This window comes from Salipiger sp. PrR003 (assembly GCF_010500785.1).
Lineage (GTDB): Bacteria > Pseudomonadota > Alphaproteobacteria > Rhodobacterales > Rhodobacteraceae > Salipiger > Salipiger pacificus_A.
The window spans coordinates 1-26122 of record NZ_JAAGOV010000048.1 but is presented as its reverse complement, the minus strand read 5'-3'; the positions used below and the strand labels follow the sequence as shown (position 1 = coordinate 26122).

28 protein-coding genes are annotated in these 26122 nt (G+C 66.5%); 12 read left to right on the top strand and 16 right to left on the bottom strand.

What is annotated here, in order from left to right:
* Nucleotide 1 precedes the first annotated feature (1 nt).
* The 3 genes from G0D83_RS17795 to G0D83_RS17785 all read right to left on the bottom strand — a co-directional run bounded on the left by G0D83_RS17795 (nt 2) and on the right by G0D83_RS17785 (nt 2282).
* On the bottom strand, nt 2-1249 hold the full coding sequence (locus tag G0D83_RS17795; protein WP_164196146.1) for an NAD(P)/FAD-dependent oxidoreductase: 1248 nt from the start codon (nt 1247-1249) through the stop codon (nt 2-4).
* Nucleotides 1250-1435: 186 nt separating this feature from the next.
* Nucleotides 1436-1606: a hypothetical protein gene (locus tag G0D83_RS17790; protein ID WP_164196145.1), complete on the bottom strand. Its 171-nt coding sequence runs from the start codon at nt 1604-1606 to the stop codon at nt 1436-1438.
* A 97-nt stretch (nt 1607-1703) separates the two neighbouring features.
* Nucleotides 1704-2282 (bottom strand): OsmC family protein, encoded by a 579-nt coding sequence (locus G0D83_RS17785; RefSeq protein ID WP_164196144.1) that lies wholly within the window; start codon nt 2280-2282, stop codon nt 1704-1706.
* Between the two features lie 374 nt (nt 2283-2656).
* Between G0D83_RS17785 and G0D83_RS17780 the strand changes: the two genes are divergently transcribed.
* Nucleotides 2657-2950: a DUF1330 domain-containing protein gene (locus tag G0D83_RS17780; protein WP_164196143.1), complete on the top strand. Its 294-nt coding sequence runs from the start codon at nt 2657-2659 to the stop codon at nt 2948-2950.
* Between the two features lie 296 nt (nt 2951-3246).
* Here G0D83_RS17780 and G0D83_RS17775 read toward each other — a convergent pair whose 3' ends face one another.
* Together G0D83_RS17775 and G0D83_RS17770 are read right to left on the bottom strand one after the other, a co-directional pair.
* Complete coding sequence (locus tag G0D83_RS17775; protein WP_164196142.1) at nt 3247-4092, bottom strand: amidohydrolase; 846 nt, start codon at nt 4090-4092, stop codon at nt 3247-3249.
* A gap of 38 nt (nt 4093-4130) precedes the next feature.
* Entirely contained in the window at nt 4131-4928 is a 798-nt protein-coding gene (locus tag G0D83_RS17770; protein ID WP_164196141.1) for an IclR family transcriptional regulator, read from the bottom strand.
* A gap of 110 nt (nt 4929-5038) precedes the next feature.
* On the opposite strand from G0D83_RS17770, the gene G0D83_RS17765 reads away from it, so the two are divergent.
* A complete protein-coding gene (locus G0D83_RS17765; RefSeq protein ID WP_203595031.1) occupies nt 5039-5551 on the top strand; it encodes a dehydratase in 513 nt (170 codons plus the stop codon).
* Nucleotides 5552-5568: 17 nt separating this feature from the next.
* Complete coding sequence (locus G0D83_RS17760) at nt 5569-6840, top strand: L-fuconate dehydratase (RefSeq protein ID WP_164196140.1); 1272 nt, start codon at nt 5569-5571, stop codon at nt 6838-6840.
* A 205-nt stretch (nt 6841-7045) separates the two neighbouring features.
* Here G0D83_RS17760 and G0D83_RS17755 read toward each other — a convergent pair whose 3' ends face one another.
* The 3 genes from G0D83_RS17755 to G0D83_RS17745 form a co-directional block, all read right to left on the bottom strand.
* Nucleotides 7046-8170 (bottom strand): aminotransferase class V-fold PLP-dependent enzyme, encoded by a 1125-nt coding sequence (locus tag G0D83_RS17755; RefSeq protein ID WP_164196139.1) that lies wholly within the window; start codon nt 8168-8170, stop codon nt 7046-7048.
* A gap of 110 nt (nt 8171-8280) precedes the next feature.
* Nucleotides 8281-8736: an Lrp/AsnC family transcriptional regulator gene (locus G0D83_RS17750; protein WP_108969306.1), complete on the bottom strand. Its 456-nt coding sequence runs from the start codon at nt 8734-8736 to the stop codon at nt 8281-8283.
* Nucleotides 8733-9188, bottom strand: a complete 456-nt coding sequence (locus G0D83_RS17745; RefSeq protein WP_164196138.1) for an Lrp/AsnC family transcriptional regulator — start codon at nt 9186-9188, stop codon at nt 8733-8735. The genes G0D83_RS17750 and G0D83_RS17745 overlap by 4 nt, the downstream gene beginning before the upstream one ends.
* A 177-nt stretch (nt 9189-9365) precedes the next feature.
* Here G0D83_RS17745 and ilvC point away from each other — a divergent pair, with 177 nt between their 5' ends.
* A complete protein-coding gene (gene ilvC, locus G0D83_RS17740; RefSeq protein ID WP_164196137.1) occupies nt 9366-10388 on the top strand; it encodes a ketol-acid reductoisomerase in 1023 nt (340 codons plus the stop codon).
* Between the two features lie 143 nt (nt 10389-10531).
* Here the strand turns inward: ilvC and G0D83_RS31915 are convergent, their stop codons facing one another.
* The 5 genes from G0D83_RS31915 to dctP form a co-directional block, all read right to left on the bottom strand.
* On the bottom strand, nt 10532-10696 hold the full coding sequence (locus G0D83_RS31915; RefSeq protein ID WP_193989074.1) for a hypothetical protein: 165 nt from the start codon (nt 10694-10696) through the stop codon (nt 10532-10534).
* An 88-nt stretch (nt 10697-10784) separates the two neighbouring features.
* Entirely contained in the window at nt 10785-11159 is a 375-nt protein-coding gene (locus G0D83_RS17735; RefSeq protein ID WP_164196136.1) for an OsmC family protein, read from the bottom strand.
* A 16-nt stretch (nt 11160-11175) separates the two neighbouring features.
* The gene (locus G0D83_RS17730; protein ID WP_164196135.1) at nt 11176-12465 is read right to left on the bottom strand and encodes a TRAP transporter large permease; all 1290 of its coding nucleotides are present in this window, start codon (nt 12463-12465) and stop codon (nt 11176-11178) included.
* A gap of 29 nt (nt 12466-12494) precedes the next feature.
* Complete coding sequence (locus G0D83_RS17725; RefSeq protein WP_235940156.1) at nt 12495-13013, bottom strand: TRAP transporter small permease; 519 nt, start codon at nt 13011-13013, stop codon at nt 12495-12497.
* A gap of 9 nt (nt 13014-13022) precedes the next feature.
* Complete coding sequence (dctP, locus tag G0D83_RS17720) at nt 13023-14036, bottom strand: TRAP transporter substrate-binding protein DctP (RefSeq protein WP_164196134.1); 1014 nt, start codon at nt 14034-14036, stop codon at nt 13023-13025.
* 185 nt (nt 14037-14221) lie between these two features.
* On the opposite strand from dctP, the gene G0D83_RS17715 reads away from it, so the two are divergent.
* Nucleotides 14222-15511 (top strand): sorbosone dehydrogenase family protein, encoded by a 1290-nt coding sequence (locus G0D83_RS17715; RefSeq protein ID WP_164196133.1) that lies wholly within the window; start codon nt 14222-14224, stop codon nt 15509-15511.
* 106 nt (nt 15512-15617) lie between these two features.
* On the opposite strand, the gene G0D83_RS17710 is transcribed toward G0D83_RS17715, so the two are convergent.
* Nucleotides 15618-17444 (bottom strand): serine protease, encoded by a 1827-nt coding sequence (locus G0D83_RS17710; protein WP_164196132.1) that lies wholly within the window; start codon nt 17442-17444, stop codon nt 15618-15620.
* 199 nt (nt 17445-17643) lie between these two features.
* On the opposite strand from G0D83_RS17710, the gene G0D83_RS17705 reads away from it, so the two are divergent.
* Both G0D83_RS17705 and G0D83_RS17700 read left to right on the top strand, forming a co-directional pair.
* Nucleotides 17644-18603, top strand: a complete 960-nt coding sequence (locus G0D83_RS17705; RefSeq protein WP_164196131.1) for a glycine--tRNA ligase subunit alpha — start codon at nt 17644-17646, stop codon at nt 18601-18603.
* On the top strand, nt 18600-19112 hold the full coding sequence (locus G0D83_RS17700; protein WP_164196130.1) for a DUF6446 family protein: 513 nt from the start codon (nt 18600-18602) through the stop codon (nt 19110-19112). The genes G0D83_RS17705 and G0D83_RS17700 overlap by 4 nt, the downstream gene beginning before the upstream one ends.
* Nucleotides 19113-19169: 57 nt before the next feature.
* On the opposite strand, the gene hemC is transcribed toward G0D83_RS17700, so the two are convergent.
* Nucleotides 19170-20144 (bottom strand): hydroxymethylbilane synthase, encoded by a 975-nt coding sequence (gene hemC, locus G0D83_RS17695; RefSeq protein WP_164196129.1) that lies wholly within the window; start codon nt 20142-20144, stop codon nt 19170-19172.
* 107 nt (nt 20145-20251) lie between these two features.
* On the opposite strand from hemC, the gene hemE reads away from it, so the two are divergent.
* Nucleotides 20252-21289 (top strand): uroporphyrinogen decarboxylase, encoded by a 1038-nt coding sequence (hemE, locus tag G0D83_RS17690; protein ID WP_164196128.1) that lies wholly within the window; start codon nt 20252-20254, stop codon nt 21287-21289.
* Nucleotides 21290-21296: 7 nt separating this feature from the next.
* On the opposite strand, the gene G0D83_RS17685 is transcribed toward hemE, so the two are convergent.
* Nucleotides 21297-22301, bottom strand: a complete 1005-nt coding sequence (locus tag G0D83_RS17685; RefSeq protein WP_164196127.1) for a DMT family transporter — start codon at nt 22299-22301, stop codon at nt 21297-21299.
* 235 nt (nt 22302-22536) lie between these two features.
* Between G0D83_RS17685 and G0D83_RS17680 the strand changes: the two genes are divergently transcribed.
* From G0D83_RS17680 to G0D83_RS17665, 4 genes are all read left to right on the top strand, one after another.
* On the top strand, nt 22537-23469 hold the full coding sequence (locus tag G0D83_RS17680) for an ABC transporter ATP-binding protein (protein WP_164196126.1): 933 nt from the start codon (nt 22537-22539) through the stop codon (nt 23467-23469).
* Nucleotides 23466-24227 carry an ABC transporter permease gene (locus tag G0D83_RS17675; protein ID WP_164196125.1) on the top strand — a complete coding sequence of 254 codons (762 nt, stop codon included), beginning with the start codon at nt 23466-23468 and terminating at the stop codon, nt 24225-24227. Before G0D83_RS17680 ends, G0D83_RS17675 begins: the two co-directional genes overlap by 4 nt.
* A gap of 337 nt (nt 24228-24564) precedes the next feature.
* Nucleotides 24565-24990, top strand: coding sequence for a hypothetical protein (locus G0D83_RS17670; RefSeq protein WP_164196124.1), 426 nt, complete (start codon nt 24565-24567; stop codon nt 24988-24990).
* A complete protein-coding gene (locus tag G0D83_RS17665) occupies nt 24987-26048 on the top strand; it encodes a relaxase/mobilization nuclease domain-containing protein (protein ID WP_164196123.1) in 1062 nt (353 codons plus the stop codon). Before G0D83_RS17670 ends, G0D83_RS17665 begins: the two co-directional genes overlap by 4 nt.
* The last annotated feature ends 74 nt before the right edge of the window (nt 26049-26122 follow it).

Here is a 26122-nt window from a genome sequence, read left to right as displayed (position 1 = left end):
GTCAGGCGGCAAGTTGACTGCCCCGGCACAAGCCGGCGGCGATGATCGGGGCGAGGTCTTCGGCATCGCGTCCAACCCCATGGATGAAGGCCGAGGCCCGGTGGCGGAGGAACGGCAGTCCGAGGGCGTAGAGCCCGGGCACGGCGGCGATCCCTCGGTCGGTGTCCAGCTCGCCCGCGGCGTTCAGCACCGGCAGGTGCAGCCACGGGTAGCTGCGGCGGAAACCGGTCGCCCAGACGACCGTGCGGATGCCCTGCGCCGAGAGGTCGAGACTCTGTGGCCCGGCGCGCGGGAGATCGGGCGCCCGCCAGGCTTCCGGATCGGCGGGCAACAGGCTCCCGGTCGCGACGAGATGGGTCTCGAGCTGGGTCAGCAGCTTGCGCCGCCGCCGCTCGCCCGCGTCGATCTCGGCTCCGAGGTCAGGGTCGAACTGCAGCACGGATCCCTCCGCCCGCAGCGCCCGCCCCACCAGCCGCACGCCCATGGCCCGCAGGTGGTCGAGACCGAGTGCCCCGCCACCGCCGGAACCGGTGAGCTGCAGCGAGGGCAGCGCCATCAGATGGGCAGGGTCGGCTTCCTCGGGACGCGAGGCACCGAGAAAGCCACTCTGCGAGAGCAGCTCGAAGAGCTCGCGACCCCGGTACCGGCGCGGCGCGCGGACATGGCGGCCCACCGCCAGCGTCACCGGGCGCCCGGAGGCTTGAATCTCGGCGGCCAGTTGCACCCCGGTGGCCGAGGCACCGACGACCAGCACGCCGCCCTCGGGCAGAGCCTCGGCGCCTCGGTAGCGCGTCGGCACGACCTGGGTGATCTCCTGCGGCAAGCCCTCGGCCCAGACCGGGACCGCCGGCAGGTCGCAGGCGCCGGTGGCGATGACCACCGCCCGGGAGAACCACGGCCGCCCACCCGCGACAATCCGGAAGCGGCCGTTCTCGCGCGTCACCGACTGCACCTCGCAGCCCGTGACCACCGGGGCCGAGATCGCCGCGCGGTAGCTCTCGAGGCGGGCGGCAAACGCGGCGGCGGACATGAAGCCCTCGGGGGCATCCTCGGACCAGGGACCCGGCAGGCGGTTCATCCAGTTGGGTGTCAGCAGGTGCAGCCCCGGCCAACGCTCGGAATGCCAGCGTTCGCCAACCCGTCCGCGCTCGAGCAAGATGTGGTCGATACCGCGGCGCGACAGGGACCAGCTGAGGGCGAGACCGGCCTGGCCGGCGCCGAGGATCAGGACGTTGGTGGCAGTGCTCATCGGGTTTCTCCGTTGCGGTTTTCCGAAGACTGCCCGCCCCGCGTTTCGCCCATGCCTCGCGAAAGGGGGTTCGACGTTTCGACTGTTTCAGCGCGCGCTGCCCCGCCGCAAAGCAAAGGCCCGCAGCGCAGAGCGGCGGGCCGTCAGGGAGGATTGAGGGAGGCGAGGAAGGGGGCTCTGCAGGGCTCAGGCAGCCATCGGCATCGAACTCTCCTTCGACGGGATCATCGGCGCGTGGGCGAGCAGGCAACTCCGGTCCCACCAAGTGCGGAAGTCGTCGATGGTGTCGCGCAGGGCGACGTGGTCGAAGCCGGAGCCGTAACCGGGCTTGGCGGCGGGGGCGTTGAATCGGGGCATGGGTCGCTCCATTAGAGGCAGGGTTGAAAGCGCTGGCCCGCGCCCCGGATGGCGCGGGCGGTCTGTCACAGGGGCGTCACGGGGGCGTCGCGAGGGCTCAGGCGGCCATCTCGACCGAGACCGGCACACCGTTGCTCAGCACGTCAAAGACTGCGGAGCGGGCGACCGACTGCTCGACGATCTCGCGCAGTGTCTCCTGCGGAGCATCGCCGCGGATGGAGACCGCCATGCGGACGCCGGTGAAGCCGTTGCGGGCGGACTTGTCGAGGCCGAGGATGCCGTTGAGGTTGATGTCGCCCTCGATCTTCGTCTCGACTGCGTGCAGCTTCACCTGGCGGATCGAGGCGATATTGCCGATGCCCGCGGTGATGCAGGAAGCCAGCGCGGCAAGCAGCAGTTCGACCGGGGTCACGCCGTTGTCGGCCCCGCAGAGCACCTGCGGGTGATCGCATTCGACGGCGTAGTCACGGCGATGCTGCATATCCTGCATGGCGCCGTGAAATCCGGTGAAGGCAGTGCGGCTGTGGGTCCCCGAGAGCCACTCTCCGTCGGCGCGGAACGTGAACTTTGCAATCTCGGGGGTCTCGCCGACCACGCCGAGCGTGGCCAGGAATGTGGGAACGTCGACGCCGTTCATGGCGGTCTTCGCGGGCTTCTCGAGGGTCTGGGTGGTCATGTCTGAACTCCTGTCCATTTGGGGTCTGGTGAACTCGTTGGGCGCTGAGCCCTTCCGATGGACAGAAGTTCTGACGGCCGCGCGTTTCAGGCCGATTGCGCGGGCTGTTTCATTCGTTTCACGCCGCAAACATCGCGCCGATCAGGTTGCGGAGGCCTGCGCCGGCCGGACGCAGAGCAGCTGACCTGAAGCGGGCTCGCCCCGGGCCTCGCGATGACCGCCCGCCGGGGGGTGACGATTGGCCGGATGCCCGAAGACACGCTGCGGATGCGTAAGGTCACTGTCTGCGCCCTCCTGGCGCCCGGCCCTTCCCGCGCGGGACCCGCCGCGCTAGACCTGCCGCGACACGATCCGACCAGGGAAGGATGACCCCGATGAAAGGCTATTGGCTGGTGCTCGGCACCGACGTGACCGACGCCGACGCGCAGGCGGACTACGGGCGCCTCTGGGCGTCCATCGCGGCAAGATACGGCGCCAGGGTGCGCCGCGGCGACGACGCGCCCGCGCTGGTCGAGGCCGGGGACAAATCGCGCATCCTGCTGGTGGAGTTCGAGAGCCTCGCCCTGGCCAAGGCCTGCTACGACGACCCCGAGTACCAGGCTGCACGCGCCTTCGCCCTGAGGGCGGCGACGCGCGAGCTGGTGGTCTTCGCAGGTGATCTGGGCTGACAGGGCCTTCTGAACGCAGTCCGCACGCGGGTACCGGAAATGGGGTCCACGTGCGTTCCTATGAGCCCCCCGCCATCGGGCCGGACGCACCTAGAGCGACGCAGTCAGTCTTATGCGAGGATAAATCTCCCCGAAAGAATGAGCGCCAGGTGACCGCGAGCCCGTGCCCCCGCCACCATGGCCACACGCCGTTCCGGCAGGAAGGCTCGGAGCGCATCAATGGCGCTCTGAAGCATGGAAGGGTCGAGGCCGCCAGAGACGACCTCGACAAGCTCTTCGCCGTGACCTTCCGAGGCTCAGAGTTTCCAGATACGCGCCGCGTTCCCGGCATAGAGCGCGGCACGCTCCTCGGCGCTGCAGCCGGCAAAGATCGCGCGGGTGGCCGCCACCCAGGTGGAGAGCCCGCCGCCCAGCGTGTTCACCGGCCAGTCGCCGCCCCAGCAGAGGCGCTCGGGACCGAAGGTCTCGGCGGTGTAGCTGACCCAGCGGGCAAGTTCGTCCAGCGTCCAGCCCGCGCCGCCATAGGCGACGACACCCGAGATCTTGGCCGACACGTTGGCTCGTTTGGCGATCTCGGCGAGATCGCGCGCCCAGGTGTCCCATTGTCCGCCCGCGATATCCGGCACGCCGCAATGGTCGAGCACGAAGCGGGTGTTGGGCGCGGCGTCCACCAGCTCGATCGCCAGTGGCAGTTGCCGTGCGAGCACGCAGAGATCGAAGGGCAGATCGGGACCAGAGAGCAGGCGGAGGTTCTGCCGGAAGAGCTCGCCCTGCGAGACATCGTCGGGCACCACGTGCAGCACGCGGCGGAAGCCGACAACCAGCGCACGCGCGGCCGAGCGTTCGAGGTAAGCCGGGAAGTCCGGCGCCTCGGGACGGCACGCTGCAATCGCGCCGCGGATCGGGAAGGTGCCGCTGGCGGCGAGCTCTCCGATCCAGGCGGTCTCGTCTTCGAGGCGCGCGTCGGCGACATCCACCTCCATGTGGATCGCGCCGCCGATTCCGATGCGCCGGGCCTCCTCGGCGTAGGTCTCGAGCAGCCAATCCCGGTCGAGCGCCGGGGCACCGGACAGCCACGGGTAATCGAGCCGGTCCCGGCGCACGAGGTGAAGGTGGCTGTCCAGAATGGCGGGGTCTTGCATCTGCTCCTCCGTGAGCGAGTCATTCACTCAAGAATGGATCATTCAGATGCAAATGTCTCCCCCTCCACCCCATATCCGGCAAATCGCGACAGTTCAGCCGTTGTCTCGACCAGCGCCTCGGTTGCCCGCTCGGGGCTGGGCGCGGATTCGCGGTCGACCAGAGGCAGGTAGGGAATGGTGACGGCAGCGATGGCCTCGCCGCTCGGCGCCAGCACCGGGGCCGAGAGGTTGGTGACTCCCACTGTCTGCGCCGAGGGTTTCACCTCGTACCCGCGGGCGCGAACGATCTCGAAGCGGGCCTCCAGTTCGGCGGGGATCTCGCGGGCCGGGGCGCCGGTGTCGCTGTTCTCGGCCACCATGGCCCGCCTCCGCTCGGGGCTGGCAAAGGCCAGCAGCACGTTGCCCGAGCCAGTGTCAAAAAGACTCAAGTGGCTGCCAACGCGGATCGAGATGCCCCAGTAGCCCGGCGCCTCCTGCTGGGCGATGACCACGGCGCTGCCGCGATCAAAGACAACGAGCTGGTTCGCCTGACGCGTGCGGGCAGCCAGATCGCGCAGCAGCGGTGTCGCGAGGGACGCCAACCGCCGGGTCGGTGCGTGGAACTGCGCCATGCCGAACATCTTGAGGGTCAGCGCATAGCGGTCCCCCTCGACCCGGGCGACATAGCCGCGACGGGCGAGCCGCTCGAGCATCCGGTAGAACTCGTTTGGCGAACGGCCGAGCGCCTTGGCGATCTCGGCCTGGGTGAGCCCCACCTCGATCCCGGCAAGCAGCTCGAGAATATCGAGCCCCTTGTCCAGCGCCGGTGCGCGGTAGCGGTCATTGGTGTCGGTCATGCTGCTCTCTGTGAATTGGATCATTGATATAAGAATACGGCCTGCGTCTCCAGCGGAATTCCTTGACAGGTAGCGCCCGTTCTATTTGTATATGAATAGAATACCCATAAGTGAGTGATTACCTCTCGCGGATTTTCTGGAAGGAGAACCATGGACGATCTGACGACCGCTTCAGCGGAGGTCCTTGCCGCGCGAAGCGCCGCCAACGCCGGTTTGGAGAGATCGGGTTCTGCGAAGTCCACGAGGGCTGTGGCCACACGATCCCCGAGACCGGTTTCGCCGTCCGAGCCGGGCGGATCGCCGATTTCTTCTCGCATCACACGGATGCCCAGTCCGTGGCGACATCAGAATTCGGTGGCCGTGTCTGTCGTGGCGAGATGATCTTCTCCATCTCCGTCAGGTCGACAGCGACAGAGATCAACCTGCTCGCCTTCTCCTTCGGTCACGACCCGCTGCGCTTCGTCCGCCCCGCCATCGCCAATCCCACCCGGACCTGCGTCGCCGCCGCGCGCGCGCAGGATGACCCTGGGCCCCCGCAGTCCGGCAAGCGCTATGAGACCGTGGAGGGGGACAACCCGTGGGGCGCGTTGCTGCTGGCCCGAGACCACATCCACAACGTTTAGAAAAAGGAGGCTGCGGCATGACACGTATTACCGGCCTGAAAACATGGGACCTGCGGTTCCCCTCGGAAGGCGGCCTCGACGGCTCCGATGCGATGAACCCCGATCCCGTCTATTCGGCGGCCTACGTGACGCTTGAGACAGACGGCGGGCACGAGGGTCACGGGCTGACTTTCACCATCGGGCGCGGCAACGAGCTTTGCGTGGCGGCGATCCAGGCGCTGAAGGGTCAGGTGATCGGGCGCGACACCGACGACATCCGCGCCGACCCCGGTGCCTTCTGGCGCGAGATCACCGGCGACAGCCAGCTGCGCTGGGTCGGCCCGGAGAAGGGCGTCATCCACCTCGCAACCGGGGCGCTGGTCAACGCGGTCTGGGACCTCATGGCGCGCGAGGCGGGAAAGCCCGTCTGGCGCTTTGTCTCCGAGATGAGCCCCGAAGAGCTCGCGCGCATCCCCGACTACCGCTACATGACCGACTTTCTCGACCGCGCGCAGGCGCTGGAGCTGTTGCAGGAAGCCGCGCGCGGCAAGCCCGACCGCATCGCCACGCTGCTCGACGAGGGCTACCCGTGCTACACCACTTCGGCCGGCTGGCTCGGCTACCCCGACGACAAGCTGCGGCGGCTCTGCCGCGAGGCGGGGGCACAGGGCTTCACGCATGTGAAGATGAAGGTCGGCCGCGATCTCGACGACGACATCCGACGGCTGACCATCTTCCGCGAAGAGCTCGGCCCCGACGCCACGCTGATGATCGACGCCAATCAGGTCTGGGAGGTCGGCGAGGCCATAGACTGGGTGAACCGCCTGTCCTTCGCCAAGCCGTGGTTCATCGAGGAGCCGACCTCGCCCGATGACATCCTCGGCCACAAGGCGATCCGCGAGGGCGTTGCCCCCATCAAGGTCGCAACCGGCGAGATGTGCCAGAACCGCGTGATGTTCAAGCAGCTCATCGCCTCGGGCGCGATCGACGTGGTGCAGATCGATGCCTGCCGGCTCGGCGGGCTCAACGAGGTCTTTGCCGTGCAGCTGATGGCCGCCAAGGCCGGGCTGCCGGTCTGGCCGCACGCGGGCGGCGTCGGGCTTTGCGAATACGTCCAGCACCTGAGCATGATCGACTATGTCGCCATCTGCGGCGAAAAGGACGACCGGCGCACCGAGTACGTCGACCACCTGCACACGCATTTCACCGATCCCTGCGTGGTGCGGAACGGGGCCTACCTGGCCCCCTCTGCCCCGGGCTTCTCGATCGAGATCAAGGAACGCACGCGCCGCGATTTCGCCCTGGGCTGAGCCGCCGCATGTGATGCGCGGCGGCGCGATCCCTGCGCCGCCGTCGCTGATCGGTTTTCGGAACGAGCCAGGAACCATTTTGAGCCGGGCACTGCCCCGGCGGCCCAACGGCGCCGCGCCGGAGATAAGCTTGCCCGACTGCCGAGACCCCACCGGCACTACGGCCTGTAAACGGGATGCGCCCAAGGGCGCATCCCGGCGCATCTCAGAGAACTTCGCCGAGCACCTTGTCGAGCCGCGCGACGGTGGCGTCGACGTCCTTGAGCTTGTCGAGGCCGAAAAGACCGAGGCGGAAAGTCGAGAAGCCCGCGGGCTCGTCCACCTGCAGGGGCACGCCGGCGGCGATCTGCGTACCCCTCTCGGCAAAGGCGCGGCCCGACTGCACCTCGGGGTCGGAGGTGTAGCTGACCACCACCCCCGGCGCGCCAAAGCCCTCGGCGGCCACCGAGACCACGCCCTTCGACGCCAGCAGCTCGCGCACCTTGCGGCCCAACTCGACCTGCGCGGCCTTGGCCTCGGCAAAGCCGAACTCCCGCGTTTCCTCCATCGCGTCACGGAACATGCGCAGGCCATCGGTGGGCATGGTGGCGTGATAGGCATGGCCGCCCGCCTCGTAGGCCGCGGTGATCTGGCGCCACTTCTTCAGATCGAGCGCAAAACTGTCCGAGGTGGTCTCGTCCAGACGCGCCAGCGCGCGCTCGGACATCATCACGAGGCCCGCGCAAGGGGTCGAACTCCAGCCCTTCTGCGGCGCGGAAAGCAGCACATCGACGCCGGTTGCCTTCATGTCGACCCAGACGCAGCCCGAGGCGATGCAGTCGAGCACCATCAGCGCGCCGACCTCATGCGCGGCCGCAGCGAGGGCGGTGACGTAGTCGTCGGGCAGGATGATCCCGGCGGCAGTCTCCACATGCGGGGCGAAGACGATGTCGGGCTGCTCTTCGCGGATCCTGGCGGTGACCTCTTCAATCGGCGCCGGGGCGAAGGGCGTCTGTGCGCCGTTGCCGGTGGCCCGGGCCTTCATCACGGTGACCTCACCGCCGAAGCCGCCGGCCTCGAAGATCTGGCTCCAACGGAAGGAGAACCAGCCGTTGCGCACCACCAGCGCCTTGGCGCCGCGTCCGAACTGGCGGGCGACGGCCTCCATGCCGTAGGTGCCGCCGCCGGGTACGATCGCCACCCCGTCGGCACCATAGACCTCGCGCAGCCCTGCCGTGATGTCGCGCATCACCTGCTGAAAGGCCCCCGACATGTGGTTGAGCGAGCGATCCGTAAAGACCACCGAGAATTCGTCGAGACCGCTGGGGTCCACATCCTTGCGCAGCGCCATGGGCATACTCCTTTGCTGTTGCGCAAGGGGTTAGCGCGTTGCGCAGCGATTGGCAAAACCTCCGATGGTCGCGGGACCCAGAGCAGACACGGAGCAGACCTGGCGCGGGATCAGAGCGGCCCGGGCCGCCGCTCCTCGGTCAGCACCACATTTGCCTCGACCCGCCCTACCCCGGGCAGGGTCATGATCCGCCGCCGCAGCACCCGCTCGAAATCGGGAATGTCGCGCGCCACCACCCGCAGGCGGTAGTCGAAGGCGCCCAGCACGTGCTCGACGATCTGCACTTCGGGAATGGCCGAAACAGCCCGCTCGAAGTCCTCGAGGCTGACCCGCCCCTTCGTGGCGAGCTTCACGCCGAGAAAGACCGTCACGCCGAACCCCAGCGCCTCGAGGTCGAGATCGAGCCGCGGCTTGCGGAACACGCCCGCCTCGCGCAGGCGCTGGATGCGCCGCCAACAGGCGGGCTGCGAGAGACCAAGCTCGCGCCCCAGCGCGCCTGCGCTCGCGCCCGCATCCTTGGCCAGCGCCAGCACCAGCGCGCGGTCGGTATCGTCCATGTCGATCATAGCGGAACCGTTTCGTCGGATTTGACCAGCGCCACGTGCATCAGCGCCTCGATATCCGAGATATGCGGCAAGGTGAGGATCCTGCCCCTGTAGAGCTGCTGGTAGTGGGTCAGGTCCCGCGCGATCACCGCGAGGCGGACGTCAATCGAGCCGAGAAAGGTCTGGATCTCGATCACCTCGGGCACCTGCCGCGCCGCCGCGAGGAACTCGTCAAAGGCGCTGGCGACGGTCTTGTCGAGCTCCACGCGCAGCGACACCTCGAGCTCGTAGCCAAGCGCCGGCCAGTGGATCACCCCGCGCGTGCCGCGCAGAACGCCCTTCTCACGCATGGCCGCCAGCCGCCGCGCCAGCGTCGAGGGCGTGACCCCTGCCCGCTCGGCCAGTTCGGCGCCGGGCAGGTCAGGTGCCGCCTGGAACTGGCGGAGGATACGCCGGTCTGTGTCGTCGAGCATGATTTCTCCGTTAATTAGTCATTCCGAGAATGATCTTTCATCTTTCCGCGAAATACTCAAGAAAAATGCAAGCCGTATCGCCGCGGGCTACGTAAATTGCGCCTCATAACCACGCGGCGCAACAAACCGCCCGCACCAAGACCCGCAGCAAGGCTGCACCAAGGAAGGAAAAGACCCATGCGCGTCTATTATGATCGCGATTGCGACATCAACCTGATCAAGGACAAGAAAGTGGCCATCCTGGGCTACGGCTCCCAGGGCCACGCCCACGCGCTGAACCTGCGCGACTCGGGTGCCAAGAACCTCGTCGTCGCCCTGCGCGAAGGCTCGCCCTCGGCCAAGAAGGCCGAAGCCGAAGGCCTGCAGGTCATGGGCATCGCGGAAGCTGCGGCCTGGTGCGACCTGATCATGTTCACCATGCCCGACGAACTGCAGGCAGAGACCTACAAGAAATACGTGCATGACAACCTGAAGGAAGGCTCCGCCATCGCCTTCGCCCACGGCCTCAACGTGCACTTCGGCCTGATCGAGCCGAAAGAAGGCGTCGACGTCATCATGATGGCGCCGAAGGGCCCGGGCCACACCGTGCGCGGCGAATACACCAAGGGCGGCGGCGTGCCCTGCCTCGTGGCGGTTCACAACGACGCCTCGGGCAAGGCGCTCGAGATCGGCCTGTCCTACTGCTCGGCCATCGGCGGCGGCCGCTCGGGCATCATCGAGACCAACTTCCGCGAAGAGTGCGAGACCGACCTCTTCGGCGAGCAGGCCGTGCTCTGCGGCGGCCTTGTCGAGCTGATCCGCTGCGGCTTCGAGACGCTGGTGGAAGCCGGCTACGCGCCGGAAATGGCCTACTTCGAGTGCCTGCACGAAGTGAAGCTGATCGTCGATCTGATCTATGAAGGCGGCATCGCCAACATGGACTACTCGATCTCGAACACCGCCGAGTACGGCCAGTATGTCACCGGCCCGCGCATCCTGCCCTACGAGCAGACCAAGAAGGCGATGAAGGAAGTCCTCACCGACATCCAGCAGGGCAAGTTCGTCCGCGACTTCATGCTCGAGAACGCCGTGGGTCAGCCGACCCTCAAGGCCTCGCGCCGTGCCAACGACGAGCACGAGATCGAAGCCACCGGCGCCAAGCTGCGCGGCATGATGCCCTGGATCTCGGCCGGCAAGATGGTCGACAAGGCAAAGAACTGATCGGGGCCTCCCGAACAGACGAAAGGCGCGGGATTTCCCGCGCCTTTTTCTTTTGAGGTCCGGCAATGTGAGTCGCGCGAGACGCGCGCGCTTTGGGCCGCGCCCGGACTTCCCCCGAACCGCCCCGGGACCGCCCTGAAGGGTCAGTCCTTCTTTTTTGCCGCGTTCTGTGCCTTCATGCGCGCGAGGAGTTCTTCCTTGCTGGCCTTGCCGCCAGTGCCGGCCTTGCCCTCGCGCTTGAGGTCTTCCGCACTGAACTTGGGCTTGTTCGAGCCCGGGCGTCCGCCGCCCATCTTGCTGTAGTCCATGACACGATCCTTTCCGTTGCCACGAAGATGATGTCACATGCCCCATCCGGCAAGGCTTCACAAGCCGCGCCGGGGGCACATGGCGGCCTCACTCGAGGGTGATCTTGCAGTTCAGCGTGTTGCTGACGGTGCACATGGACTTGGCCTCGCGCAGCATCTCGGCGTCGAGGTCGCCCTCGATGCGGCAGACCATGGATTGCAGGCGCCCCGGCGCGTCGATGGCCTTCTCGGCGGTCACGGTGATTGCATAGGCGGGCAGAGCCACCTCGTCGCGCTTGGCGACGATACGCAGCGATTCCACGAGACAATGCGCCACCGAGGCCATCAGGGTCAGCACCGGCTTGTCATAGGGCGGATGGGGCAGCGGCTCACCGCCCTCGCCCGAGACGAAGCGCACCGGCCCCTCGGGGTCGAAGAGCACCGAGACCGGGCCGAAGCGCTTGGGACGGAGTTTCAGGGCCATGGGAGAAAACCTTTCCTCAGAACAACAGGTTGGGCAGGTAGAGCGCGATGACCGGGAAGATCGTCAGCACCACCAGCGCGAAAAGATGAATGAGCCAGTAGGGCACGGTCGCCGTCGCCACCCGGCCAAGGCTGATCTCGTTCTTGGTCAGGCTCGACAGCACCGAGAGGTTGAGCCCCACCGGCGGCGTCACCTGGCCGATCTCGATGACGATGGTGATCAGCACGCCGACCCAGATCGGATCATAGCCCAGCCAGGTCAGCAGCGGGAAGACCACCGGCAGCGTCATGATCATCAGCGACAGCCCGTCGAAGAAACAGCCGAGCAGCAGGTAAATCAGCACCACGATCATGAGGATGCTGTACTGCCCCAACCCGCTCTCCGCGACAGCGCTCAGAATCTTCTGCGGGATGCCGAGGATACTGACCGACTGCGCGAGGATCGTCGCCCCAAGCACGACAAAGCCGATCGCGGCGAAAAGCAGCGTCGAATGGAAGATCGCGTCAAGCAGCTTGCGCAGCGTGAGGTCGCCCCAAAGGAAGGAGATGACCGTCGCCAGCACCACGCCGAGCCCCGCGGCCTCGGTCGGGGTGGCGATGCCGCCGATGATGCTGCCTATTACCGCGAAGATCAGGATCAGCAGCGGCCAGACCTGGCTGAAGCCGCGCAGGATGTCGCGCAAAGGCAGCCCGCTCTCGTCGCGCGGAGCGATCTGTGGATGGCGCAGCGCCTTGACGAGGATGTAGCCCATGAACATGAGCCCGATCATCAGCCCCGGCAGGATGCCCGCCATGAAGAGCCGCCCGATCGAGGTCTCGGTGAGCGCGCCATAGATCAGGAACGACAGGCTCGGCGGGATCAGCAGCCCCAGCGTGCCACCCCCCGCGAGGCTGCCGACGATGACGTCCTTGTCATAACCGCGCCGGACCATTTCGGGATAGGCGACAGACCCCACGGCGGCGGCGGTCGACATGCTCGAGCCGCTGACCGCGCCGAAAAGCGTGCAAACCGCGATATTGGTGTGCAGCAGCCCGCCGGGCACACGGCGGAACAGTGGCGCAAAAGCGGAATAGGCGCGGTTGCTCACCCCGCTGTGCAGCAAGATTTCCCCCAGCAGAATGAACAGCGGCACGGCGCTGAGGGTGAAGGAGTTGAAAACGCTCCAGATCGCATCCACCGCCAAAGAGGTCGCACCGTTGGAATAGACATGCAGGAGCACCAGCCCGGTGAGGCCGAGCGCCGCGCCAAGCGCGACTCCGGTCGAGGCGCAGAACACCATGACGCCGATCAGCGTGGTCCAGAACATGGGTTACCTGTCCTTTGCGGGGGGCTTGGTCACTGCAACTCCTCCGGGGCGTGCGGCCGTTCCGGCGCAAGCACGCCGAGCAGCCGCCCGGCGAAGATCACCCATGTCACCGCCACCGACAGCGGCAGCGCCGCCATCCACGGGTAGAGCAGCACGCGCGCGGTCTCGGACTTGAGGGTCCGTTTCCAGGCGAATTCGAACCACGGGATCGACTCGAGTAGGATCCAGCCGAAAAAGAGCACCCCCACCAGCATAGCGGCGATGCGCAGCAGCCTCGGGATGCGGCTCTGCAGGGCATCGGCCACGATCGAGACACGCACGTGTTCGGCTCTCAGGGTCACCAGCGGCAGGGCGAGAAAGAGCATGGCGCTCAGCATCAGCCCCACCATGTCCTCGGTGATATGCACCGGGCTGTTGAAGAACCGCCGCATGATGACGCTGGTGGTGATAATCCCGACGATCCCCACCATGGCCACGGCGGCCAGCAGCGCCATGGCGAGGGCCAGAAGCTCCAGCCCCCGCGACAGCATGTGTCTCAGCGCCCCCATCGCTGCGGATCAGCGGCCAAGCGCTTCGAGCACGCGGGCGCGATAGTCCATGGCGTTGCCGCCGGCTTCCTCGGCCAGCATCTGCCAGGTCTCGGACACGGCCTCCATGAACTGCGCGCGGTCTTCCTCGGGGAAGTCCTCACCCCAGGTCACGCCCATCTCGCCGAGCTTTTCGCGCGCGGCCATCTCGGCCTCGGCATCCTTGTCGTACTGGTTGGTGCGCTCCCAGAGCGCATCCGCCGCCGTGGTGATCGCCGTCTGGATCTCGGGGTCGGTGGACTCCCAGGTGTCGGTCGCAACCCCCAGCGTGTAGGGCGCCGAGGCCATCGGGTAGAGGAAAGAGGCGTAGTTCGTCACCTCCTGCAGCGAGATCGTGCTGGCGTAGAGCGCCGGGTAGAGCGCGCAATCCACAACGCCGGTCTTCAGCGCCACATAGGTCTCTTCCTGCGGGATGATCTGCGCGGCGACGCCGAGCTTGGTGAAGGTCTCGACCTGCTCGCGCGCCCAGACCCGCAGCTTGACGCCCTTGAGGTCCTCGAGCGTGTGGATCGGCTCGTCGCGGCAGAAGACCGAAACCGAGAGCGTCGGGATCGCCACGAAGCCGACGGTGGTCACGCCCCAATCGGTGTATTCTTCCTCGTAGATCTCCTGCGCCACCGGCAGCACCGCTTTCAGCTCGTCAACGGTGCTGATCGCGCCCTGCACGAAGACCGAGCTCAGCGCCGGCGCGTCGCGGCCGAGGTAGTTCGACCACATCAGGCTCATTTCCACCGCACCGCGCGGCAGCACGCGCAGAAGATCGGTGTTCTTGAGGCCCAGCGAACCGCCGCTATAGACCGTCAGTTTGAAGTCTCGGTCTGCGAGCGCCGTGTTCACCTCGTCGGCGAATTGCTCGATCTGCGCGGTCTCCGGCCGGGTTTCGGGCAGGAAGTTGTTGAGGCGCCATTCCTCGGCCATGGTCGAGGTCGCGGCAAGGCCGGCAAGGACGGTGCCCAGAAGCGCGGTGCGGATGCGGTTGGTCATTGGCGTCTCTCCTCTCGGCCGATTACAGGGCCGCTCGTTAAAGAAAATGACGGCGCATACAATGGCCGCAAATGGTTGACCCTAGGGAATACTTCCCCAGTGCGGGTGCGTGCAAACGTCGCGGGACCCCTTTGCCCTTTGCCCTGCCTGCGCTATGTTCGCGCAAACATTGACTGGGGGCTGACATGGATTTCATGGCACGCGTGACCGCGATGATCGGCGGCACGATGGTTCTACTTCGGCGCGCAAGCGCGCCGGGCACACAGGCATTCGGCTCAAATCCTAGCATACCGGAGGCCAAGAAACAGGGAATCATGACCCTCAAGATGCCGACCGCGAAAGGCTGGGAGCCGGGTCACACGCCCACGCCCGCGCCAGGGTTGAAGGTCAACGCCTTTGCCTCGGAGCTGCTGCACCCGCGCTGGATCGAGGTTTTGCCCAACGGCGACGTGCTGGTCGCCGAGGCGATGCAGCAGGGCCGCCCACCTAAGACGCTCTTCGACCGCGCCATGCATGCCACCATGCGCCGCGCCCGGGCGCTCGGCACCAGCGCCAACCGGATCACGCTCTGGCGCGATGCGGATGGCGACGGCGTTGCCGAACAGCGGGAAATCTTCCTCGAGAACCAGAACCAGCCCTTCGGCATGGCCCTGGTAGACGGCACCTTTTACGTCGGCAACACCGACGGCATCGTCGCCTTCCCCTACGAGGAGGGCGCGGTCCGGCTCACCGGCGAAGGCCGCAAGCTGGTCGATTTCAAGCCGCACGGCCACTGGACCCGCAGCTTGATCGTCTCACCCGACCGGACGAAGATTTACGCCGGCGTCGGCTCGCTCAGCAACATCGCCGACGAGGGCATGGAGGCCGAGGAAGGCCGTGCCGCGATCTGGGAGCTGGACCTGGCCACCGGCGAGTCCCGTGTCTTTGCCTCGGGCTTGCGCAATCCCGTGGGCATGGCGTGGGAGCCGACGACGGGCGCGCTCTGGACCGTGGTGAACGAGCGCGACGGGCTCGGCGACGAGACGCCGCCGGACTATCTCACCTCGGTGCAGGACGGCGGCTTCTACGGCTGGCCCTTCTGCTACTGGGGGCAGATCGTCGACGACCGCGTGCCGCAGGATGCGGCGCTGGTGGCCCGCGCGATCCAGCCCGACTACGCGCTTGGGGGGCACACCGCCTCGCTGGGCCTGTGTTGGATGCCCGAGGGCACCCTGCCCGGCTTCCCGGACGGCATGGTGATCGGCCAGCATGGCTCGTGGAACCGCTCGACGCTGAGCGGCTACAAGCTGGTCTTCGTGCCCTTCGAGAACGGCAAGCCCTCGGGGCCGGCGCGCGACATCCTCTCGGGCTTCCTGGCCGAGGACGAAAGCGTTTCCTATGGTCGGCCGGTCGGGGTCTGCATCGGGCCGGACGGCAAGTCGCTGCTGATGGCCGACGACGTGGGCGACATCATCTGGCGGGTGACCGCGGCCTGAAGCGCGGGCCAGTTTTCGGAAAGAAAAAGAGGGGGGCGCCACCCCCCTCTTCGCATTCCGCAGGCATGTTTGCGGGAAACTGCCCTCGGGCAGACGCCCGCCCCGATCATTCCCAGCAGTTGACCGCCACGGTCATGTCGCGAGCGGCGGCGGTGAGATCTTCGGGCGCCATGATCCCCTCGCCCTGCGAGGCGGTGCCGGGGATGCCAGCGCCCTGCAGGAAGGCCAGAAGCGCCGAAGCCTCGGTGGCGAAGGCCACGTTCTCGGGCAGCTGCTTGGCCCCCGCGTCGCGCGGCATCAGCACACCGACAACCGCCCCGCCCCCATCGAGCACCGGCCCGCCCGCGTCTCCCGGCGTCGTCTCGACCGCCAGCCGCGCCAGAGTCTCCTCGCCGCCAAGGCCCTTGCTGTCCTCCAGCGCCCCGAAGGTGAGCGTCGGCGCACTGAGCACGCCGCCGTAGGGGAAGCCCGCGACAGCGACCTCGGAGTTGATCCGGGGCATGTCGGTGCGCAGTCGGGCGACACCGCGCGGCGCGAGTGCTGCCGTCGGTCGCAGCAGCGCCACGCCGAGCCCCGCATCGCTTTGGAGGAGTTGCGCGTCATAGCTGCCGTCGAGGGTGAGCCGGCCGCAGCCTGCCACGGCGGCGGCAGAGGTCAGCACCGTGCCGCGCGCGTCGACGAAGAAGCCCGCCACGGTCTCGCGCGGCTTGCGGATCGGCAGGCCGGAGACCAGGTCGAGCGATTGGCCGTCATCGCTGACAGAGGCCGGGTCAAGCACGCCTTGCGTGACGCGGAAGCTGGTCTTCATCACGTTGACGACGCGCTCGAAGCGGGCGTCGTCGCCAGCCGGCCAGACCAGCGTCCAGCCCTTGATCTGCCCGTCCTGCAACACCGCTTCGGTGTGGCTGGTGATCCGCGCATTCTCGCCGGTGAGCGTGAAGCCGTCGCGGCGCAGGCTGCGCGCGCCATTCACCGGGACGATCGCCAGCGTCTGCAGGATCTCGTAGAGCCCGTTCAGCGCTTTCCGGTCGCCGGGCTGGCTGATCAGCAAAGCCTGTGCACCCTCGAGCGCGCCGTTGCCCTTGTAGATGGCGAAAGGCGCCTCGTGGCGGTCGAACTCCAGCATGCCCATCGGCAGCTCGATGGCGATGCCGGCGCGGGCATCGCTGACCTGCTGCATGCCGGTGCCCTCGAGCACCGCGTTGTATTCGCCCAGAAGGTCGGCGCGCTGGCGGGTGGTGAGGATGCCGGTGGCCTCGTAGCCGTTGTCGCGCTGCCAGGCACCCATGGCCATGCGGGTGCCATTGCCGAAGGCACCGTCGATGGCGCTGTCGTAATGGCCCGACCAGCGCAGGGCGACCTGCAGCTGCTGGCGCTCGGCGGCGCTGAGCTGCGCTTCGCTGCGGCGCGCCTCCGAGACGGTCTCCTCGGGAATCTCGGGCGCTGGCGTGGGGGCGGCCGCGGCCTCCTGAGGCGCCTCGTCGAGGTCCTGCGCGAGCGCATCCGCGAGCGCGGCGGTCTGCTCCGCACTCGCCTGCGCGGTCGGCGCCGGATCGAGCGGCGCGGCGGTAACCGCCGGCTGGTTGGCGCTGCCGGAGATACCGGCGCCAACCGGCCAGAACTGCCGACCGTATTCGCCGGCAGCGGCAAGATAGGAATCGCGCGGGATGAGTCCCGCGGCGCGCAGGTTGCGCAGCTGCTCGGCGGCGTCCTCGGGATCATAGGGTCCGAGCGCAATGCCGTACCAGCCGCCACCCAGCGAGAAGCCGTTCACATCGCGCAGCCCGCCCGCGTAGTCGCGCAGGCGCGCCTCGGCCTCGTTCAGGCTGGGCTGGGCCTCGATCTGGATATAGACCACGTCGCCCTGCTGCGCCGCAACGCCCTGCGCCAGCATGATGGCCGCAGTGCCTGCTAATAGAATGGATCTGAACATGGCTTCACTCGCTCCTCGGGCCCCGGTCTTGTGATCGTCTCTTGTTTTCTGCGAGGACTCTGTAACAGACCCCCCGCTCGCGTCATCTCAAAAGATGGTCAGGCTGGCGCATTGACGCTTGACCGTTGCACGCATAATCAGGCAGCCGACCATTGGACGACGGGCGCCCGCACAGGCGGCGCGCAAGGGGAAAGATGCCATGAGCGAGATCCGCAGCGACAGCAGCAAGCCGCGCAGTTTCCAGGAGATCATCCTGCGGCTGCAGACCTATTGGGCCGCCAAGGGCTGCGCCGTGCTGCAGCCCTACGACATGGAGGTGGGCGCCGGCACCTTCCACCCGGCCACCACGCTGCGCGCGCTCGGCTCGAAGCCCTGGGCCGCGGCCTATGTGCAGCCCTCGCGCCGCCCCACCGACGGGCGCTACGGCGAGAACCCGAACCGGCTGCAGCACTACTACCAGTACCAGGTGCTGATCAAACCCAGCCCGCCGGATCTGCAGGCACTCTACCTCGGCTCTCTCGAGGCGATCGGCATCGACATGGCGCTGCACGACATCCGCTTCGTCGAGGACGACTGGGAAAGCCCGACGCTGGGCGCCTGGGGCCTTGGTTGGGAGGTCTGGTGCGACGGCATGGAAGTCTCGCAGTTCACCTATTTCCAGCAGGTCGGCGGTCATGACTGCCACCCGGTGTCGGGCGAACTGACTTACGGGCTTGAGCGTCTGGCGATGTACGTGCTCGGGATCGACCACGTGATGGAGATGCCGTTCAACGACCCGGATGCGCCCATCGCGCTGAAATACGGCGATGTCTTCCGCCAGACCGAGGAAGAGTACTCGCGCTGGAACTTCGACGTGGCCAACACCGAGGTGCTGCTGCGCCACTTCGAGGAGGCCGAAGCCGAGTGCGAAGCGATCCTCGCGCGGACCCATGACGATCCCAAGACCGGCAAGCGCATCGTCATGGCGCACCCGGCCTACGACCAGTGCATCAAGGCGTCGCATCTGTTCAACCTGCTCGACGCGCGGGGGGTGATCTCGGTCACCGAGCGTCAGGCCTATATCGGCCGGGTGCGCACGCTGGCGAAGAAATGCGCCGACGCCTTCGTCAGCACCGAGGCGGGCGGCTGGACCCCCGAGGCCGCGGAGAGCGCCGCGTGAGCGGCAAGATCCTTGGCATTTTCATCGTCGCGGCCGCGCTGATATTCGGCGCGGTCGTCTACTACGCGCAGGTCTATTACTTTTATGATCCCCTGCCCGAGACCGAGGCGCGCGTGGTGCTGACGCCGCTCGACCGAGGCGCGCCGCGCGACATCCCCTTCACCGATTTCGAGGGCATCGACGCGGACTCCTCGCCGATCCGCTACCGCGCCTGCTTCACCACGTCCGAGCGGCCGGACACGCTCGACCCGGTGTTCGAACGCTACGAGGGCGCCGAGCCACGCAATGCGCCCGACTGGTTCGGCTGCTTTGACGCAGAGGCGATCGGCGCGCAGATCGCCGCGGGCACGGCGCATGTCTACACCTCGCGGCGCAACATCGAGTTCGGCATCGACCGGGTTGTGGCGATCACCGAGGACGGCCGCGGCTACATCTGGGAAGAGATCAACGAATGCGGCGACAAGGCCTATGACGGCACGCCGCTCGGCGAGGACTGCCCGGAGAGATAAGCGAGAGACAAGAGACTGGGCGCAAACCGCATCCGGCCCGCGCCCAGTCTGATCCTGTCAGCCCGCCTTCCAGTCGAAAAACCCTTCGCCCGCCCGCTCCAGCAGTTCGCGCGCTAGATCGGCCCCCATGCGCACGCCCTCGGTGATCGGACCGCGGCGCTCGCCCGACAGGGCCTCGCTGCCGTCGGGGCGCAGGATCTCGCCGCGCAGCCAGAGCGTCTCGCCGTCGAGCAGCGCCAGCCCCGCGATCGGCGTCTCGCAGCTGCCGTCGAGAGTGCGCAGGAAAGACCGCTCGGCGTCAAGCCGGAACTGGGTCGGCCGGTCGTGGATCGCGTTCAGCATCTCGGCCACCCGCGCATCGTCGGTGCGCCGCTCGATACCGATGGCGCCCTGCGCCACGGCGGGCAGCATATCCTCGGGGGCGATGGGCGTCATGTGCGCGCCGGCCATGTTCATCCGGTTGAGCCCTGCCATGGCAAGGAAGCTGCAGGCGGCGACGCCGTCTTCGAGCTTTTTGAGCCGGGTCTGCACGTTGCCGCGGAACTCCACCACCTGCAGGTCGGGACGGCGGCTCAGCAGCTGCGCCCGGCGGCGCAGCGACGAGGTGCCGACAACCGTCCCCTCGGGCAGCTCGGCGATGGCAGAATGCGAGGGCGAGATGAAGCAGTCGCGCACGTCCTCGCGCGGAAGGTAGCAATCGAGGATCAGCCCCTCGGGCTGCTCGGTCGGCATGTCCTTCATTGAATGCACAGCGATGTCGATGCCGCCGGACATCAGCTGCTCCTCGATCTCTTTCGTGAACAGCCCCTTGTTGCCGATCTCCTTCAGAGGCCGGTCCGCGGCGATCATCGCGCGGTCGTCGCCGGTAGTCTTGATCACGACGATTTCGAAGGCCTCGGCGGGCAGGTCGAAATGCGCGGCCAGCCGGTCGCGGGTCTCATGCGCCTGCGCCAGCGCCAGCGGCGAGCCGCGGGTGCCGATCTTGAGGGGGGCGTCGGGCGAAGGCAGGGCGATGGGGGTCTCGATTGTCATGGGCCGAGCTTTATGTCGCGGGAGGAGCTGTGGCAATGGGGGCCGTTTTGACATATTGCCGCCCCCAAGAGAGAGACTTGAATGACACGAGACAGTCGGGGGTTCCCATGACCAAGACGATCCTGCGCGCGCTGGCCGGCGAAACGCTGCCCACCCCGCCGGTCTGGATGATGCGCCAGGCCGGACGCTACCTGCCCGAGTACCGCGCCACCCGCGCCCAGGCCGGGGACTTCCTGTCGCTGTGCTACAACCCCGAGCTTGCCGCCGAGGTGACGCTGCAGCCGATCCGCCGCTACAACTTCGACGCGGCGATCCTCTTTGCCGACATCCTGCTGCTGCCGCAGGCGCTGGGGCTCGACCTGTGGTTCGTCACCGGCGAGGGTCCGCGGCTCTCGACCATCCAGACCGACGCCGATCTCGCCGCGCTGAAGCCTGTGGGCGCGATCCATGACACCCTCAACCCGGTCTACGAGACGGTGAAGATCCTCTCGCGCGAGCTCCCGTCCGAGACCACGCTGATCGGCTTTGCCGGGGCGCCCTGGACCGTCGCCACCTACATGATCGCCGGGCGCGGCACCAAGGACCAGGGCCCGGCGCATGCGCTGAAGGCCGAGAACCGCAAGCTCTTTGAGGGCATCCTCGACGTGCTGACGCAGGGCACCATCGAGTATTTGACCAAGCAGGTCGAGGCAGGCGCCGAAGTTGTGAAGCTCTTCGACAGCTGGGCGGGCTCGCTCGAGGGGGATGATTTCCGCAAGTACGCGCTGGAGCCCGCCCGCATCATCACCCAGGAAATGAAAACGCGCTTCCCCGGCCTGCCGGTCATCGCCTTCCCGCGCCAGGCGGGCGAAGGCTACATCGGCTTCCATCAGGCCACCGGCGCCGATTGCGTCGCGGTCGACGACAGTGTGACCCCCGAATGGGCCGCCGAGCACGTGCAAGTCGCGGGCTGCGTGCAGGGCAACCTTGCCTCGTCGCACATGGTCACCGGCGGCGACGCGCTGGTGCGCGAGACGCAGCGGGTGGTGAAGGCCTTCTCGAAGGGACCGCACATCTTCAATCTCGGCCACGGCATCACGCCCGACGCCGACCCCGAGAACGTTCAACTGATGATCGACACCGTGCGCAGCACGGTGACGGCCTGATCTGACCTCAGCGCCGGACGGCGGTGCTTCGGCGCCGCCGTCCCGGTTGCGGACGGGCCCGAGCCCGCTCGCGCAGGAAGACCACAAGCCCCGCCCCGACGATCAGCGCGCAGCCGATCCAGGTCGCGGAAACCGGCCATTCGCCGAACATCGCCCAGCCCCAGAAAATCGCCAGCGGCAGCCCGACGTATTCGAAGGGCGCGATGACCGCCGCGTCGGCCATCCGGTAGGAGGCACTCAGCGCGTAGCCGACAAAGCCCGAAATGCAGCCAAGTGTCAGAAAGACAAGCGCGTCGCTTGCGCTCGGCAGCACCCAGGGGCGCAGCAGGAAGCGGGCGGCCTCGCTCTCGAAGGCGTCCATGTAGCGCCCGTCGCCCGCCACGAGGTAGAACCCCGCCGAAACCACCAGGAACATCAGCTGCAGGTGCACCGCCAGCGCCGAAGCCCGGGTGGTGACACCAAGCTTGCGCGTGAGCACCTGAAGAAGCGCATAGAGCAGCGCCGAGATCACCGGCAGCAAAAGCACCAGCCGCGAAGCCTCGGCCCCCGCCGGCGCCTCTGCCCAGGGTTGCTGCATGACCACCACGCCAAGAAAACCGACAAACACCGCGCCGAGCCGCCACGGCCCCACCTTCTCGCCCAAGATCGGCACCGAGAGCAGCGTGATGAAGAGCGGCGCCACGAAGAAGAGCGCCGTCGCCTGCCCCAGCGGGATGATCGCCACCGAGGCGTAGAAGCTCATGTTGGCGAGCACCACCAGAACACCGCGCGCCAGGTGCAGCAGCGGCGTATCGCTGCGCAGGAGTTTCCAGCCGCCCTCGAGCTTGAGCATGACGAGGATGATGCACAGGCCGACCGCTGCACGGGTCGCGACGATCTGGTGCAGAGGATAGCCGCCCGAGAGCAGCTTGATCAGCATGTCGTTGATCGAGATCCCCGCAACGCCCGCGCAGATCAGCGCGATTCCAAGGCCGGGGCGGTGAAGGCTGGTGGGTGATGCGGCGAGTGTCATGCCACGGCTCTAGCGCGGCCCGCGCGCGAGCGCCATATGCAACCTCACAACACTATTGCCCTTTTAAGGACTTGGCGAATTGAGGACGTGGCACACCTCTTCGACAGGGCCTTGCCGCTGATCCTGACGAAAACAGGCAGCAGGCCTCTGCCGCACAGCCATCCCTGCGGTATCGCACGTTGCGCTTTGCGCTGGCGGACCTAGGTTTGCGCTCACATCACGCGGAGATCATCCCATGCCCATGGTCGAGGTGGCACAGGTCACAAAGAAATACGACGGCGGTTTCGAGGCCCTGAAGGGCGTCGACCTGGCCATCGAGGAAGGCGAAATCCTCGCGCTCCTTGGCCCCAACGGCGCGGGCAAGACGACGCTGATCTCGATCATCTGCGGGCTGGTCACCCCCACCGGCGGGCACATCCAGGTCGGCGGGCACGACGTGATCACCGACTACCGCGAGACGCGCAGGCTGGTCGGCCTGGTGCCGCAGGAAATCAACCTCGAACCCTTCGAGAAGGTGATCAATACCGTGCGCTTCTCACGCGGGCTCTTCGGGCTGAAGCGCGACGACGCGCTGATCGAGGACGTGCTGCGCCGCCTCTCGCTCTGGGACAAGAAGGACACGCCGATCCGCGCGCTCTCGGGCGGGATGAAACGCCGCGTGCTGATTGCCAAGGCGCTGGCGCATGAGCCCAGGGTGCTGTTCCTCGACGAGCCCACCGCGGGCGTCGATGTCGAGCTGCGGCGGGACATGTGGGAAATCGTCGCCGGTCTCAAGGCGCAGGGCACCACGATTATCCTGACCACCCACTATATCGAGGAAGCCGAAGCCATCGCCGACCGCATCGGGGTGATCAACCACGGCAGCATCCTGCTGGTCGAGGAAAAGCAGAGCCTGATGACACGGCTCGGCCGCAAGGAGCTGCGCATCTCGCTCGATGCGCCGCTCAGCGCGCTGCCGCCGGTGCTGCAAGGCCGCGGGCTCGATCTGGAGGAGCAGGGCCACATGCTGGTGCACAGCTACGACAGCACCGCCGAGCGCAGCGGCATCGCCCGGCTCATGGCCGATCTCGCCGCCGAGGGCATCGCCGTGCGCGATGTCTCGACCCGGCAGAGCTCGCTCGAGGAGATCTTCGTCAGCATGGTCCACAAAGAGGAGTCTGAGGCATGAACCTCTATGGTGTCTGGGCCATCTACCGCTACGAGATGACCCGCTTCTTCCGCACCCTGCTGCAAAGCTTCATCTCGCCGGTGATCTCGACGTCTCTCTATTTCGTGGTCTTCGGCGCCGCCATCGGCTCGCGCATCGACGAGGTCGAAGGCGTCAGCTACGGCGCCTTCATCGTGCCCGGGCTGGTGATGCTCTCGGTCATCACCCAGGCGATTTCCAATGCCAGCTTCGGCATCTACTTTCCGAAGTTCATCGGCACGATCTACGAGCTGCTCTCGGCCCCGGTGAACTTTCTCGAGATCGTCATCGGGTATGTCGGGGCGGCGGCGACCAAGGCGCTGTTCATCGGCGTGGTGATCCTCGCCACGGCCAACCTTTTCGTCGATCTTCACGTGGCGCACCCGCTGGCCATGGTCGCCTTCCTGCTGCTCACCTGCATCAGCTTCTCGCTGCTCGGCTTCATCATCGGCATCTGGGCGGGCAACTTCGAGCAGCTGCAACTGGTGCCGCTGCTTGTGGTCACGCCCCTGATCTTCCTTGGGGGCAGCTTCTACTCGATCTCCATGCTCCCGCCGATCTGGCAGACGATCACGCTGTTCAACCCGGTGGTCTACCTTATTTCGGGCTTCCGCTGGGCCTTCTTCGGGACGGCCGACGTGCCGATTGGCCTGAGCCTGCTGGCCATCGCCGCCTTCACCGGGCTCTGTCTCGCGGTGATCTGGTGGATATTCCGCACCGGCTGGCGCCTGCGCAGCTGAGCTCGGTCTTTGAGGCCCTCCAGGGCTTTTCCAGGTAAGCGCGCTCTCAAGCGCGGCTTGCCCGGGACGAAAGCCTAACCTGCACAGCAAAGGCCGCACGCGTGTTGATTGTCGCAGTGTCGGGCCTTGAAGCACGGGCGGAAACAGGGCGCCAAAGCGCCCACACGACCTTCCGCTTCGAGCGGCTGGGGAGCTTCTACAGATCAAAGGATTATGGCGCGCCTAAGCGGAGAAAGTTCGAACACTTTCTTCGCCACTCTAGAAGAGTGGCAGCGCCATCTCAGAGCCGTTGAAGCCTCTAACACCGTAACTCAGGATAACGATCCGAGGTGCGGTTATGAGCATTTCGGAACGTGATTTCAACGCGGTAGCAGCCGCCAAGCCGAAAAAGAAGCCGCGCGAGGCTCCGTTCTCGCTGCGCTTCTCCTTTGAACAAATGGCTCTCTTGCGCGACGCAGCAAACGGCGTACCGCTCGGGGCGTACATCAAAGCCAAGCTCTTCGATGAGCCGCTGGAGAAGGTGCGCCGCCGCAATACCAACCCTGTGAAAGACCATGAAGCTCTGGGCCGTGTTCTCGGCTCGCTCGGGCAATCTCGCCTCTCGCAAAACCTCAACCAGCTCGCCCACGCAACGAATACGGGCTCCTTGCCAGTTTCACCGGAAGTGGAAGCCGAACTTCGCCAAGCCTGCGCGGATGTCAAAGCGATGCGCGAAGAGCTGATGCGGGCGCTTGGCAGCTTGCCCGGTGGAGGTGAGCCATGATCCTGAAAGGCTCTCAGCGCGGCAACGCCGCCAAGCTCGCCGCCCATTTGATGAATGTCCGCGATAACGAGCATGTCGAGCTGCATGAGCTTCGCGGGTTCATGAACGAAGAGGATTTGCATGAAGCGCTGCGCGAAGCCGAGGCCATCGCCAAAGGCACGCGTTGCCAGCAGCATCTATTCTCGCTCAGCCTCAATCCCCCGCAAGATACTCATGTCGACACGGCCACTTTTGAAGCCGCCGTCGAGATGGCAGAGCAAAAACTCGGCCTGAATGGTCAGCCACGCGCCGTCGTCTTCCATGAGAAAGAAGGCAGGCGTCATGCCCATGCTGTCTGGAGCCGCATCGATACCGACACGATGACGGCCAAGCAGCTATCCTTCACAAAGCGGCGGCTGATGGATTTGAGCCAGGAGCTCTATCTCCAGCACGGCTGGGACATGCCGAAGGGCATGATCGACCGCGCCGCGAAAAACCCTCTCACCTTCACCCGCGCCGAATGGCAGCAAGCCCAGCGGGCCAAGCAAGATCCGCAGATCGTCAAAGCGATCTTCAAGGACGCCTGGCAGCGCTCCGATTCCGCCGAAGCTCTCAAAGCTGCCCTAGAACAACGCGGCTATTATCTTGCCAAGGGCGACCGCAGGGGCGTCGTTGCCGTGGATTATCGCGGTGAAGCCTATGCCCTCTCGCGCTGGTCAGGGGTGAAAGCGAAGGATGTTGCCGCCCGCTTTGCATCTTCGGACGCCCTGCCCTCGCTGGAAGAGCAGCGCCAGAAAATCGCTGGGCTGATGGCGGACAATTTGCGCGAGCACAAGCAGCAGATCGCGGACGGCTACAAACGCCTCCGCCCGACCTTGGAGCAGCGCCGCATGCAGATGGTGGATCGCCACCGGATGGAGCGCACTGGCCTCGCGGAACTGCAAAAACAGCGCGAAGCCAGGGAGGCCGCAGCACGAGCCGCGCGCCTGCCGGAAAAGGGCTTCGGGAAACTCTGGAGCCGTCTGACGGGCAAGTATTCACAGCTTAAAGCTCAGAGCGAGCATGACGCCTGGCAATGAACCGCCCCGGGTTTGCCGGAGGCTCCAACTCCTGAGTAGCAACTGTCTTTCAAACGATGGCGTCTCGGTAGGCC

Coding starts and splice junctions, on each gene's coding strand:
- G0D83_RS17715 (WP_164196133.1), top strand. CDS start 14,222: ATGGATTTCATGGCACGCGTGACCGCGATGATCGGCGGCACGATGGTT.
- G0D83_RS17665 (WP_164196123.1), top strand. CDS start 24,987: ATGATCCTGAAAGGCTCTCAGCGCGGCAACGCCGCCAAGCTCGCCGCC.
- G0D83_RS17785 (WP_164196144.1), bottom strand. CDS start 2,282: ATGACCACCCAGACCCTCGAGAAGCCCGCGAAGACCGCCATGAACGGC.
- G0D83_RS17750 (WP_108969306.1), bottom strand. CDS start 8,736: ATGATCGACATGGACGATACCGACCGCGCGCTGGTGCTGGCGCTGGCC.
- G0D83_RS17775 (WP_164196142.1), bottom strand. CDS start 4,092: ATGCAAGACCCCGCCATTCTGGACAGCCACCTTCACCTCGTGCGCCGG.
- G0D83_RS17780 (WP_164196143.1), top strand. CDS start 2,657: ATGAAAGGCTATTGGCTGGTGCTCGGCACCGACGTGACCGACGCCGAC.
- hemC (WP_164196129.1), bottom strand. CDS start 20,144: ATGACAATCGAGACCCCCATCGCCCTGCCTTCGCCCGACGCCCCCCTC.
- G0D83_RS17755 (WP_164196139.1), bottom strand. CDS start 8,170: ATGGCGCTGCGCAAGGATGTGGACCCCAGCGGTCTCGACGAATTCTCG.
- G0D83_RS17790 (WP_164196145.1), bottom strand. CDS start 1,606: ATGCCCCGATTCAACGCCCCCGCCGCCAAGCCCGGTTACGGCTCCGGC.
- G0D83_RS17770 (WP_164196141.1), bottom strand. CDS start 4,928: ATGACCGACACCAATGACCGCTACCGCGCACCGGCGCTGGACAAGGGG.
- G0D83_RS17675 (WP_164196125.1), top strand. CDS start 23,466: ATGAACCTCTATGGTGTCTGGGCCATCTACCGCTACGAGATGACCCGC.
- G0D83_RS17710 (WP_164196132.1), bottom strand. CDS start 17,444: ATGTTCAGATCCATTCTATTAGCAGGCACTGCGGCCATCATGCTGGCG.
- ilvC (WP_164196137.1), top strand. CDS start 9,366: ATGCGCGTCTATTATGATCGCGATTGCGACATCAACCTGATCAAGGAC.
- G0D83_RS17725 (WP_235940156.1), bottom strand. CDS start 13,013: ATGGGGGCGCTGAGACACATGCTGTCGCGGGGGCTGGAGCTTCTGGCC.
- hemE (WP_164196128.1), top strand. CDS start 20,252: ATGACCAAGACGATCCTGCGCGCGCTGGCCGGCGAAACGCTGCCCACC.
- G0D83_RS17730 (WP_164196135.1), bottom strand. CDS start 12,465: ATGTTCTGGACCACGCTGATCGGCGTCATGGTGTTCTGCGCCTCGACC.
- G0D83_RS17735 (WP_164196136.1), bottom strand. CDS start 11,159: ATGGCCCTGAAACTCCGTCCCAAGCGCTTCGGCCCGGTCTCGGTGCTC.
- G0D83_RS31915 (WP_193989074.1), bottom strand. CDS start 10,696: ATGGACTACAGCAAGATGGGCGGCGGACGCCCGGGCTCGAACAAGCCC.
- G0D83_RS17760 (WP_164196140.1), top strand. CDS start 5,569: ATGACACGTATTACCGGCCTGAAAACATGGGACCTGCGGTTCCCCTCG.
- dctP (WP_164196134.1), bottom strand. CDS start 14,036: ATGACCAACCGCATCCGCACCGCGCTTCTGGGCACCGTCCTTGCCGGC.
- G0D83_RS17670 (WP_164196124.1), top strand. CDS start 24,565: ATGAGCATTTCGGAACGTGATTTCAACGCGGTAGCAGCCGCCAAGCCG.
- G0D83_RS17745 (WP_164196138.1), bottom strand. CDS start 9,188: ATGCTCGACGACACAGACCGGCGTATCCTCCGCCAGTTCCAGGCGGCA.
- G0D83_RS17705 (WP_164196131.1), top strand. CDS start 17,644: ATGAGCGAGATCCGCAGCGACAGCAGCAAGCCGCGCAGTTTCCAGGAG.
- G0D83_RS17680 (WP_164196126.1), top strand. CDS start 22,537: ATGCCCATGGTCGAGGTGGCACAGGTCACAAAGAAATACGACGGCGGT.
- G0D83_RS17685 (WP_164196127.1), bottom strand. CDS start 22,301: ATGACACTCGCCGCATCACCCACCAGCCTTCACCGCCCCGGCCTTGGA.
- G0D83_RS17795 (WP_164196146.1), bottom strand. CDS start 1,249: ATGAGCACTGCCACCAACGTCCTGATCCTCGGCGCCGGCCAGGCCGGT.